This is a genomic window from Paenibacillus sp. J5C2022 (genome assembly GCF_025567625.1).
Classification (GTDB): Bacteria; Bacillota; Bacilli; order Paenibacillales; family Paenibacillaceae; genus Pristimantibacillus.
On record NZ_JAOQJC010000013.1, the window covers coordinates 81,020 to 93,609 of the forward strand.

The following is a 12,590-nucleotide window of genomic DNA, read 5'->3' on the forward strand; positions in this document are numbered from 1 at the left end:
AAGGAATGGGGACAACTCCAACAAGAAAGCGTCCCTGCCGAGACAGGAACGCTTCACTATTGGATGTTGCGGGCGTTCGCTTCATCCACTTTGACTTCCTCCGGCAGCCGTCTGGAGGCACTGGGCACTTGTCTTGGCTGAAGCTCAACCAGCTCGGACGAACATATCGCAATACTGACCTGTCCGTGCCCGTAGAACGTTCGAATCAGAATCGGTTGATTGTACGGATTCTCGAAGACGAAGTCAGGCCCGTACCAGCTCACGGTCGCGTCTCGTCCGGCCGGGACATAAGGTACTCTCCGGCTATGGGAGTACCGCTCGACAATCGTCAAGCCGGCCCGATCGGCCGCGTTGAACAGTGTTGACGACACCTGACATATCCCTCCGCCGATATCCTCGTACAATTCGCCGCGCACGATGACCGGCGCCTTCCGATAACCCTTCTCCTTCGTTCGCTTCCCGACAACGGCATTGAAGGAGAATCGTTCGCCTGGAAATACGACGACATTATTGACAGCACTCGCTGCCAGATCAATATTATGAGAGCGATTCTGATTACGGCTGTTGAAGTAAGTGGAGTAATGTCCAATTCGCCGTACTTTTATAGCGGACAGCACCTCGCTGTCCACTCTGGGATAGACCACTCTGGTCGGCACATCGATCGCGGTTAGATCGCCTTCATAGACATAGCCGTATATCAACTCTTGAAAAGTTCTCTTATCCAGCATGATGCCCGTCCGTTCCGGTATGATCCCTCCGGCGCTGTTCAACGCCGCATTGACGGGAGGAATCTCTACCTTATGTGCGACCTCATTCATCAGCTTCTCCATCCGCTCCTCCAGCATAATCGGGACGCCGCTCATCGGGTACACCATTTCCTCTTCGTTCACCTTAAGCAGCGTACTGCCCTCATGCCGTATGTCGAGCGGCTCCGCTTGCCGCGCCGGCATCCCTTGCGCAAGCAGCAGAAGCGACAACAGCAGCTTCCATCCCATCTTTCATCAACTCCCCAGCACAAAGTAACTGGATTAGTATGTGCAAAATTCAGGATAGACATGCCTGCAGCGCCATTTACTTTCTGTCCACGAGCAGTCTCGTCACTTCTTTCGTGTCGTAAGTATGCTCCAACTGCTGCTCCGATAACACGTTCAGCTTAAGCAAGCTTGCGATCTTGGCGGAATCCGCCCGCGACAGCAAGCGCCATATCTCCTTATCCGGAAGAGCATCGTACAGCTTGGCGTCGTCATACTCCCTGCGTTCCTGCAGCACAAGCCTGACCTTATAGCTGCCTAAGGACGCCTCCCGCACGTCTTGCTCCGCGCAATAAGACATGATTTGCTCCTTCAAAGCCGACATTTCGTCTTCGATTTCCTTCTGCTTGTTCTTCAATTGATAATACCGGCTGATCTGCTCCTTCATATCGCTTCGCCTCCCCTTCATCAACATATGTATGCGGGGACAGACGAAATTAGGAGACAGGACGGACCGTGCCGGATTGCACTGTGAGGACTTCCGCTTCTGCCAAGTGAGAAAGGGATTCAGCTTCTCTTCTCTTGACGCGAGGATTCATTCCGTCAAATCGTTGTCCTTGACCTGCAGCTTGGCGATTCCAAGCTCGTTGTCCTTCACGATATAAGGAGGCGCATCCTTGCCCGCGTACATGGTCGAGATGCCGACTGCGTCGATATTCGTCTCCAGTATATTGCCGGTTATCGTAGCCTGCAGAATGTCGTGCGGCTCCTCGCGGTGCCAATAATTGTTCAGCCTGATCAGCTCTACTTTGTCGGAAGTAAGCGACTCGGCAATGATGGAGTTGTTCAACAACGACAGCTGCTTGGCCGCATCTATCGTTATGGCACTGGTATTGCCGTTCAGCCGGAACGTGGAATTTTTAATCGTCAAGTCCAGATTCGCATGGCCGGCCGCCACATTGGCGCCTGCAGTCTTGTTCGAGACGAATGTGCAATCGCTGAACAGGTATTTGCCTTCGCCGCTGATGCCGGCCGAGCCGAAGCTGTCTCCTTCCGCACCTTCGAAATAGCAGCGATTGTAGGTCGCTGGCGGCAAGGCCAACCCGTATTTGGGATTATAGCCGACGACCCGCAGATCGTTGATGATGCTGCCGGGTTCAATGCCGCCTTGCACGGAGCGCAGCTTGGGCACCCCTTCTATCGTGACGCGGTCGAGTCGAATACGCTTGCCCCACAGCGACAGCCCGGCTTCCACCTCCGGGTTCGTGATGCGGATGTTCACATCAGACGCCCGCACGCCGAACGGCTCGGAGGCGCCGATAGACAAGGTCGCATTCGTCAATGACATGCCGTCAATGACAATGTTGGGCCCCGTCAAGGTCGTATAGCCGTCATTCAGCCGGTTGTCCTTGAACACAACATCGTGGTAGGCGATAATGCGCGTTCCATCGAAATGATTGTTCCGTATAAGCGCGCCGGTGAACGGCTCGGACACTGCAAGTCCGATCGCACCCTTGGAGCCCATATAATTATTCTCCACCAGAGCGTCTCTGCCGTCGTACAGAATCAGATCGTAGGAAGCATTGTTGTGAAATTGGTTGCTTCTGATCATAATATTGCTGTTGCGATGGCCGTTCTCTCCGAAGCCGCCTTCCAGATCTATGCCGGATTGCGGCATCGTTCCTTTCATATGATGCAGTTCGTTGTTCACGATCAATATCCCGTCCCCGCCTACGACGGATATGCCCTGTCTTCGGTTATAGGCGAACTCGGAATCCTTCACAACCACATCGCTGCTGACGACCCGGTTCCATACCTCGATATAAGCCTTCTTGTAACCCGGTTGGTTGAATACGAGATGGAAGGAGCTCGCTCCGTCGGGGATCGTCATAATATCCCTTACCTTCTTGTCCGTCAGCTTCTCCAGCAGCTTGCCGGCCCCGTTGTAGAAATAGATGTCATAGGATCGGTTCAACTGCTGCGCATTGGACAGCTCGAACACGCCTTGCTGCTTGAATATGTCATGCTCCAGGCTGACAGGCTCTTTTGTTCTTATTTTGCCGGCGGCTTCGACCGGCTTCCCGTTGCCGTCTATTCCGCCGGTGATGAAATGGTTCTCGTACAAATCCTTCGTCAGTGTGCCGGTGCCGGTAATAAATAATCCATCTCCCGTAAATTGCTCCGCCTTCACGCCTTCGATCGTAACGGCGTTGGCTCCTCTAAGCGCTATGCCGTGTCCGCCCTCATGCGTTCCTGCGGAATGAGGATGATCCTTGCCGGAATAATCGTGCGTGTCCTTGTCACCGCGATAGACGCCTCCGCGAATAGTGACATTGCTCACCCCGAAGCCGACAACCATGATCTCATAATTTTCCTTGCCGTTCGTCTCCTTCAGCAGCACGGCATCGTCCGGCAGCTGGAATACGATATCGGATACCATTTCAATATGACTGTCCTTATCGATTAAGTAGTTCCCCGGAGGCAGTGTGACTGCAGCAATTCCGGTCGAATGAGCCCATTGCAAAGCCTTGTTCAAACCGCTTGTCGTCTCCTTCGGAGAGGTCCCGTCGTTCTTGATCCCCCATTTCCCGATATCGATCTGTTGAGGCGTGCCTTGCCACCTTGCATTCGCCGCCCCTCTCGGCTCGCCGATGCCATGCGGCTCGCTTGCGCCTAGCGCCGCCAGCCCTTGCTGAATGGCCGCTGTAAAACTTAGCGGTTTCACGCTCATCTCCTTGCCGGATGCAAGCATCTGCGGCCACATGGCCAACTGCATCATCCATAACAGATTAATCAGCACCTTCATCACGGTTTCCATCATCCTTCCACTCTCTATTTACGCTTGTACACCGACTACACTTCCTTTCACTATAACACACAAGATATTCTCTATAAAGAACATTTGAACAGAGATTGAACGGGATCTGCTACAAATCCCGTTCAATTAATGTGACGAACACTTCCGCTATGTCAGGGTCAAAATGTTTGCCGCTTTGACGCTTAACTTCGCCAAGCGCTTCTTCAGCAGTCCAAGCGCGTTTGTAAGGACGGTCGTGAGTGAGCGCGTCATAGAAATCGGCAAGCGCCACTATCCTCGCTTCTATCGGAATACGCTCGCCGGCAAGTCCATCGGGATAACCGCTTCCGTCCCACTTCTCATGATGCCATCGGGCGATTATGCTGGCCATCTTCAACACATCGAAGCTGCTGCCTTCCAATATATCCGCTCCGATAATCGTGTGCTTCCTCATCGCTTCGAATTCATGGGGCTCATAGCGTCCCGGCTTAAGCAGCAGCTGGTCCGATATGCCGATCTTGCCGATGTCGTGCAACGGCGCAGCCTTCGCAATCATTGCCGCATGCTCTTGCGGCAACCCCAGCTCAAGCGCGATCAGCTCCGACAACCGCCCTACCCGCTGCGTATGCTGACCTGTCATATCGTCGCGATACTCCGATGTGCGGCCCAGCAAATCCAGTATTTCCAGCTTCGCCCGCTCCAGTTCCTTCGTCCGCTCCGCCACCTTCGCTTCAAGCGTTTCACTATAATGCTGCAGCTGCTTGTGCAGAAATCTCGTTTTGAGCAAATTGCTCATACGGAGAATAACTTCGGTCCGGTCAAGCGGCTTCGTCAGAAAATCGTTCGCTCCAGCCTGCAACGCGGCCTGCTTCGTGGCTGCCGTAACGTCCGCAGTCAGCATCAGCACAGGGAGATAATGCTTGTCTCCCGTCATGTGACGGATCTTCTCCAGTACTCCCATCCCGTCCATTCCCGGCATATGCATATCCAACAGGACGATATCCGGATCGAACTCCAGAAGCAGACGTTCGGCCTGCAACGAATCGGTCGTGCTGCTCAGCCGATGGAAGGAAGCTCGCCTCAGCATCCTCTCCAGCAGACTGATATTGTATTCTTGATCGTCGATCATTAATATTCTGGCATCCGTTAGAGGGGCGGCAAGCTCCATGCCGTCCGTTTCCTTCCCCATAGCAATACTACACTCCTTATTACGATGAATATCTATTCCAGACACGCATTCCTCAACGCTTCCTGCGCCTTCTGTATCTTCCCGAGCAACCGCTCGAAATCGACGGGCTTCGTATCGAAATCATCACAGCCTGCGTCATAAGCCTTAGCCGCATCCTCGGCCATCGCATGAGCGGTAAGGGCGATAACGGGAATCCGCTTCGTCTCCTCCTTGCTCTTCAGCCGCTTGGTCGCCTCCCATCCGTCCATGACGGGCAGACTCATATCCATTAGAATAATATCCGGCCGCTTAAGCTCAGCTGTTTCGATGCCTTCCTGTCCGTCAACCGCAGTCAAGACGTTAAATCCCCTTCGGCATAGCCGCCTCTTCAGCATATCCCGATTCATCTCGTGATCTTCCACCAACAATATCGTCGCACACATCGCTTATTCTCCAATCAATTGATGTATTTCGGCCAGCAGGGATTTATGATCGAACGACCCCTTCTGCATGACTCCCTTCACATAACCGTTCAATCTCAATCTCTCCTGTACCGTGATCGTCTTGGCTGTGATGACAATAACAGGTATGGTTCGCCAGGCGTCCCGCTTGCGCAGCTCCGCCAGGAATTGAAATCCGTCCATCTCGGGCATCATCAGGTCCAGCAAGATCAATCCCGGCACTTCCGTCTGCATATACGCAATCGCATTCCTGCCGTTATAAGATTGACTGACCTGATAGCCTTCCTTCTGCAACAGCTTGGCCATCATTTCATTCGTCGTCGCATCGTCTTCTATGACCAGCACCCGCTGCGCATTGCGGTTCGGGATATAGCGGTCGATCGTGGCGACCAGTTGCGCCCTGTCCACGGGCTTCGTGATGAACTCGGAGGCGCCGAGCGAGAAGCCCTGCTTCTTGTCATCGGTCATCGATACGATAATAACCGGGATGCCGCTTAACACCGGATCAGTCTTCAGCCTGGACAGCACGCTCCACCCGTCCATCGCAGGCATGAGAATGTCCAGCAGAATGACATGCGGCTGCAGCTCTCGGGACAATCGAAGCCCCTCCTCGCCGCTATCGGCGAAGGACAGCTGCCAGCCTTCGCTGCTCAAGTAATGACGCAACAGCTGCTCATTCGACGGTTCGTCGTCTATAAGCAATATGCGGACGGATTCATCGCCCTGAACGGCAATATCGATATCGCCGTGTTCCCATATCCGCTCTTTCATATTTTGCCGGGGTTTGGCAGGCAGCCAACACGTGAACAAGCTCCCCGCTTCAGGCTCGCTCTCCACCGCGATGTCGCCGCCCAGAAGCTCGCAGAAGCTGCGGCTGATAGCAAGGCCGAGTCCGGTGCCGCCGAATTGCCGGGTTGTGCTGGAATCCCCTTGGAAGAACGGCCGGAACAGCTTGCTCAATTGCTCGCTCGTCATGCCGATTCCAGAATCCTTTACCTTGAAGCTATACCCGTCCTGGCCTGTTCTGTCCTCGGGTTCGATCTTCAGCTCCACCTCTCCGCCTTTTGTGAACTTGTTGGCGTTGCTGAGCAGGTTAAGCAGAATTTGCCGCATCTTCGTAATATCGGTCCATATCTCGCCATCTATCGGATGAAGTATCAGCTTATTCCCGTTCTGCAACGCAAGCGGCGCGATCGTCGCCTCCACATCTTCCACCAGACTGTGCAGGCTGCAGGGCTCGTAGAATACCTCCATCTTGCCCGCTTCAATCTTGGAAATATCAAGAATGTCATTAATCAAGGCGAGCAAATGTCTGCCGGCATGTCCGATCTTGGCCAAATCCTCAGCGAAGGCGGGATCGCTCAGCTCCGCGGCATCCTCCATCAGCATCTCGCTGTATCCGATAATCGCATTGAGCGGCGTACGCAGCTCATGACTCATGTTCGCAAGGAACTGGCTCTTGATCATGTTCGCCTTTATCGCTTCGTCCCTCGCGCGGCCAAGCTGCTTCGTCCGTTCCGCGAGCGCCGCTTCCGCCCGCACCCGATCCGTAATATCCGTACGGATGGAGATGAAGTGATGCGGCTTGCCTTTTTCGTCAAGGAAGGGCACAATCGTCGTATTCATCCAATATTCACTGCCGTCCTTCGCCCGATTTTTCACTTCCCCGCGCCACACGTTCCCCGATCGAATAGTGTCCCACATCGTTTTGAAGAATGTTTTGGGATGATAGCCGGAATTTATGACGCGATGCGTCTTCCCGAGCAGTTCCTCGCGTCCGTATTTGGATATTTCACAAAATTTATCGTTGACGTACGTAATGACTCCCTTGTCATCGGTAATGGCTACAATGGAAGATTCGTCAAGCGCATTTTCGATATCGTTCAAGTTTTCCATCGTATGGTGGAGCTTTGATTCATTCTCTTTCCTGGCTGTAATATCCGTGCCGAAGGCAACGTGCTGATAGATGATGCCGGCATCGTTGACGAACGGGACAATGGTCACATTCACCCAATACACACTGCCGTCCTTCGCCTTGTTTTTAAGCTCGCCCTTCCATACCCGTCCTTCGCCGATCGTTCGCCACATCTGCTGGAAGAGCTCATGCGGATGAAATGCCGCGCTTACGATGGAATGGGGTTGGCCGATCAGCTCCGTCTTGTCGTATTGCGAGATTTCACAGAACAGTTCGTTTACATAAAGGATATTGCCGCGATCATCCGTTATGGAAATAATCGAGGATGCTTCCAGTGCGGATAATGCATATTTCATATCTTTAAGCTCAGTTAACATCTTAATCTCCTATCCAGCCTGATGAAGCAGGCTAACATAATGACTTGATAGACTTTATGCATTCGGAATCCAGCATGTAAACGTCGTGCCGTTTCCAATCTCGCTATCCACGTCCAGCTCTCCCCCCAGCATACCGCTGAAGCTGTGGCTAATAGCAAGACCGAGACCGGTCCCCCCGTATTTGCGAGTCGTCGAAGCGTCTGCTTGCGTGAACGGCTGGAACAGCTTCTCCAGCTGCCTGGCCGTCATTCCTATTCCGGTGTCCTTCACTTGGAAGCAATAACCGCTGCGATTGCCTCGTGATTCGCTGCGTATGTGCAGCTCAATGGTGCCCCTTTCGGTAAATTTATTCGCATTGCTTAGCAGATTGACAAGAATCTGCTTAAGCTTCATACAATCGGTCGTCAGTTTTCCATCTTCCGCGACATTCCACCGCAGCTCATTGCCGCTGCTCTCCGCTAGCGGCTTGATTGTCGTCAATACATCCTCCACGATATCCTTCAGACTGCAAGCTTCGATGTAGAGCTCCATTTTGCCCGCTTCGATTTTGGATATATCCAGAATGTCGTTGATTAATGCGAGCAGATGCTTGCCCGAATATCTGATCTTCGCCAAGTCTTCCACGTATTCGGACACCTTCATCTCCTCCGCCTCTTCCATCAGCATCTCACTGTATCCGATAATCGCATTGAGCGGAGTGCGGAGCTCGTGACTCATATTGGCCAGGAACTGACTCTTGAATTGATTGGCCCGGACAGCTTCATCCCTTGCGCTTTCCAGCTGGGCGGTCCGCTCGATAACCAGCTCCTCCAGATGTTCATTCAGCTTGCTCAGCTGCTCATTCTGCGCGTAGATCTGGGCGGTCTTCTCCTCGATCTCGGAATCCTTATACGACATTCTGCGCGTTATGACGATGCTCAGCAAGGACAAGCCGAGAGTGAGCAGCGTTCCACCCGCAATCAGGTATGCGAGCAATTCCCTCTCCAGCATGATGCTGGAAGAGGACACGTTATAGTCCCCCAAGTGAAAATTCGCCGCCCACATGCCTGTATAATGCATGCCGACGATCGCGAATCCCATCACAAGACCGCTCCCCAGTTTCTTCCACCGTCCGCCTCCCGCTCCTCCCTTGCGGAAATAGAGCGCTAGCCACAGCGCGGCAATAGATGCCGCCAAGGCGATCACGATTGATGCCGTGAACCAGAATCGATCGTAGGTAATGTGAATCTGCATGGCAGCCATGCCGATGTAATGCATGGCGGATATGCCGCATGCCAGCAGCACCCCTGCAAGCAGGAGGCTGCGAATCGTCAGCGTGCTTCCGCTTACAATTCGCAGAGCAATGAAGGAAGCGACAAGCGCGGCAATTACGGAGAGCAGGATGTACATGAAGTCATACGCCACCGGAACAGGCAGCTTGAACGCCAGCATGCCCACGAAGTGCATCGACCATATGCCCATCCCCATCGCCGATGCGCCGAACAGCAGCCAGAGCAGTCGGTTCCGCCCTTTCGTCTCGCTAATTTTGCCCACCATATCCAATACGGTATAGGAAGCGACGACTGCTACGACATACGAGAAGAGGACCAATAATGAATCGTAAGTCCCATGTATGTGCATATGACCTTGGTCCATGACTCTCACTCCACTCTACTCCGAACTAATGAAATCCGTCCTTCTATGTCGCCAGAATTGTCCCGGCTCCTTTATTTTCCATTCAAGATCGCGTCGAAGCTTTGCCGTTCATGTCCGTTTGAATTGCATGTTCTACATCTTCGTTTAAATCGTATGTTCTACATCATTCGACATTTGTTGCATTTGTTCCTTCCTAGCGGCAGCCCGATTTCCAAATTCATGAATAAAATAGGGTTCGGAAGAGCCTCCATACATGTCCTTTCACGCACCAATCCCGGCCTGATGTACAGGCCGGGATTGACAATGACGATATCTCATTCCGATTACAGCAGCGCCAGAAGCGGCGCGTATACGCCGTGCAGAAAGGCAAACAGCAGAGCGCCGACCAATGCGCCGATCAATGCGCCGTTCAAGCGGATACGCTGCAAATCGGTCTCCACTTTCCCTTCAATAAATTGGACGAGGCGCTCTTCGGTGAACTGGTCAAGCGTATGCCTGACGATCTCGCCGATTACCGCATGCTCGCTTTCGATGATACGAGACAGAAAATGCTGCAAATGCCGCTCCAGCAGCGATTTTGTCGCTTCATCCTGCTTGAACCAATTCCAATAGGCGGTAAGCAGCCGGGTAACCCAGATCTTCACAGCCTCATGGCTTAAGCGCTCTTGACTGCTATCGTGCACGATGTACTTTACGCCGCTGTCAGTCGTCAACATTTGGACAATCGACTGCATAAGCGCAGCGATGGACGGCTGGAAGGAGATCTCTTCCAGCAGGCTCCGCTTCCAATGATCGACCGCGATGGAGACGTCCGCATTGGATTCCAGCGTATCGGCCAGCTCATACAGCTTATGCTGGAGATAGATGCGAAGCTCATGGTCCTGCATGCGCATATCTTCGATGAAGGAGCGCAAATCCCGGTGCAACGTATCGGCCGCCTCCTCCAGATTGACTGCGTCGGAAGCTTCAGCCAGATCGAACAGCTTCTGCTTGAACCAGCGGGCAATGGAGCCCCCCTCATTGACGAATTTGTCCTTTTCCTTGCGAAGCATAGTGACGATGGCATGCTTGACATCGTCTCCTTCTGTCCGGGCAGCCGCATAATCCACGATGCCATCCAGCCACTTTTGCATATAACCTTTGTCAAGCACCCATTTCAACGCCGCTCCGGCATAAGGTGCGAGATGAAGCCATTGCAGTCCTTTACGGGCATAAGCGTCCAGTTTGACGGACAGCTTGTCCGTATCCGTTCCCTTAAGCCACGTAATGATCAGCTTCCAGCCAAGCTCGGCAACCGCTCTTTTTCCCGCTGTACGGTCAATGAGCGTGATTGCCGTCTCCACGATGCGGATGCGACTCAGTTTATCCCTTAGCATCCCTTTGCTGAGCAACTGTTCTTCCACCATATGAACGACGCCGTCAACCAGCTTATCCCGATTTTTCGGAACAATTGCGGTATGCGGCACCCATTTCCATCCCAATGGATGTCGGAATAGCACTGTCACGGCGAACAAATCCGCCAATGCGCCAACGAGCCCCGCTTCCGCCGTATACAGCAGCATCCGGGACCACCACTGACCAGGATAATAATAGAGGCAGATGGCCGCGGCTGCGAATGCGGCAGCCAGTACGGCCAGACTCAAGTTCGCTTTTCGTCGCATGGACATTCTACACCCCTCCGATCCAGAACGTAAGCATATACAGGAAGGAACCGACTAGTGCGCCGACTACAATACCGTTCAACCGGATAAATTGAAGGTCGTGACCCGCCTTCTCCTTCACCAGCTCGATGAGATCTTCATTGGTGTATGTATTCAGCTTGCTTCTGACGGTTCGCCCGATTGCGGCATGGGATTGCTCCAGCAATGTCACGACGGCCGACTTCAGTCCCGCATCCAGCCGCTCCAACCGTTCCGTATCCTTCAACTGATCCATCGCCGCATCCAATTGTCGGCGCAGCCATACCTTTACGCTGAAGGCTCCCTCATCCGCTTCGTCTTCATGCGCAAGCGCTTCTCGGAAACGGTCGAACGTACGTGACAGGTAGGGCTGCAGCGAGATATGCGGCCAGACTGCATCCATCAGCCTCCGCTTCGTCCCTTTCACACGCAATCGCAGCTCTTCATCTTCTTTTAGTCGTTTTACGGTTTCGATAAATCGCTCCTTCAGCTTGATTCGCTGCGGGTGATTCTCGTCAGCCATCCCTTCCAGCAAAGTGACAATCCAGATTTGCGCTTTTTCGCTAATGGCATCCGCATTCAATCCGGCTGTGAAATCCACCAGTCTCCGTCTGAACTTGTCGCCTTCGTATGCTTTAATGGCGGAATGGACGAATTGCCCGATTATGTCTTTCAATTGGGGCGTGGCGGCAATCTTGGCGAGCTGCCTGAACAGGAATGACAACGTCTTGTCATCGTATCCATTGCGAATAGACCAATCTCCGATATCCGCCAGCATATCGGACAGCTGCAGCGCATCGCCGTGCTGGGAGAGGAAGCGCTCTATGCTTCTTGCCAGCTTGGCTGCGTCCGTACGCTCAAGCAGTTCCCCAAGCAGCTTCTCTGCAATTTCCTTGACGTTGACCGAGCCGCCATGTCGAAGCAAATACTGTGCGACAACCTCCGCCAAATTGTGCGATTGCAAATGTTCTTTTATAGCGTCAACGGTCAGAAGCTCGTTCTCCACCATATCAACCAGCTCATCTATTAACCGCTCACGATTTCTAGCAATAATATGAGTGCCCATCCATTTTGGCCATCTTACTTTCAAAGGATCTCCGAACAATGCGTTAATCGCAAAGGTATCTGCAAGCCCCCCGATCGTCGCGGCGCTAAAAGCGGCAAACAGCAGCCCGCCCGCGAACGTATGCTGGAACGGAAAGGCCGCCAATATGCCTGCCGCTGACAATATCAGCGTAATGTTCGCTCCCGCCCGTATCTTTTGCTTCTTCATCTGCATTCTCCATTCGTTGCTAGAGTGGCATAGTGATAGTGTAACCTTTTTCCTCGCACCCATCCACTTTTTGCGGCCTTGCGTCGGTGCGTTTGTACGATTTTTTGTACAACCTCGCCCCTTCAGCTACTCCCTGGCCCCACTTTGTACGATTTTTCGTACAATCTGCCACATTTGGGTGCTTGTTTGCGCTACTTTGTACGATTTTTCGTACAACCTCGCCCCTTCAGCTACTCCCTGGCCCACTTTGTACGATTTTTCGTACAACCTGCCACAATTTGGGTGCTCAAACTGGTGCGTTTGTACGATTTTTC

At 53.0% G+C, this 12,590-nt stretch carries 9 protein-coding genes; all 9 read right to left on the minus strand.

What is annotated here, in order from left to right; genetic code table 11:
- Positions 1–56: 56 nt before the first annotated feature.
- Positions 57–995, minus strand: coding sequence for a VanW family protein (locus M6D81_RS12885; protein ID WP_262677307.1), 939 nt, complete (start codon positions 993–995; stop codon positions 57–59).
- Between the two features lie 76 nt (positions 996–1,071).
- Positions 1,072–1,419: a hypothetical protein gene (locus M6D81_RS12890; protein WP_262677308.1), complete on the minus strand. Its 348-nt coding sequence runs from the start codon at positions 1,417–1,419 to the stop codon at positions 1,072–1,074.
- A 147-nt stretch (positions 1,420–1,566) separates the two neighbouring features.
- Positions 1,567–3,792 carry a right-handed parallel beta-helix repeat-containing protein gene (locus tag M6D81_RS12895; protein ID WP_262677309.1) on the minus strand — a complete coding sequence of 742 codons (2,226 nt, stop codon included), beginning with the start codon at positions 3,790–3,792 and terminating at the stop codon, positions 1,567–1,569.
- A gap of 106 nt (positions 3,793–3,898) precedes the next feature.
- Positions 3,899–4,957 carry an HD domain-containing phosphohydrolase gene (locus M6D81_RS12900; RefSeq protein ID WP_262677310.1) on the minus strand — a complete coding sequence of 353 codons (1,059 nt, stop codon included), beginning with the start codon at positions 4,955–4,957 and terminating at the stop codon, positions 3,899–3,901.
- 32 nt (positions 4,958–4,989) lie between these two features.
- Positions 4,990–5,379, minus strand: coding sequence for a response regulator (locus M6D81_RS12905; protein WP_262677311.1), 390 nt, complete (start codon positions 5,377–5,379; stop codon positions 4,990–4,992).
- 3 nt (positions 5,380–5,382) lie between these two features.
- On the minus strand, positions 5,383–7,689 hold the full coding sequence (locus M6D81_RS12910; RefSeq protein WP_262677312.1) for a hybrid sensor histidine kinase/response regulator: 2,307 nt from the start codon (positions 7,687–7,689) through the stop codon (positions 5,383–5,385).
- A gap of 54 nt (positions 7,690–7,743) precedes the next feature.
- Positions 7,744–9,324 carry an MHYT domain-containing protein gene (locus tag M6D81_RS12915; RefSeq protein WP_262677313.1) on the minus strand — a complete coding sequence of 527 codons (1,581 nt, stop codon included), beginning with the start codon at positions 9,322–9,324 and terminating at the stop codon, positions 7,744–7,746.
- A gap of 323 nt (positions 9,325–9,647) precedes the next feature.
- On the minus strand, positions 9,648–10,991 hold the full coding sequence (locus tag M6D81_RS12920; RefSeq protein WP_262677314.1) for a DUF445 domain-containing protein: 1,344 nt from the start codon (positions 10,989–10,991) through the stop codon (positions 9,648–9,650).
- A gap of 1 nt (position 10,992) precedes the next feature.
- Positions 10,993–12,276 carry a DUF445 domain-containing protein gene (locus M6D81_RS12925; RefSeq protein ID WP_262677315.1) on the minus strand — a complete coding sequence of 428 codons (1,284 nt, stop codon included), beginning with the start codon at positions 12,274–12,276 and terminating at the stop codon, positions 10,993–10,995.
- Positions 12,277–12,590 lie beyond the last annotated feature (314 nt).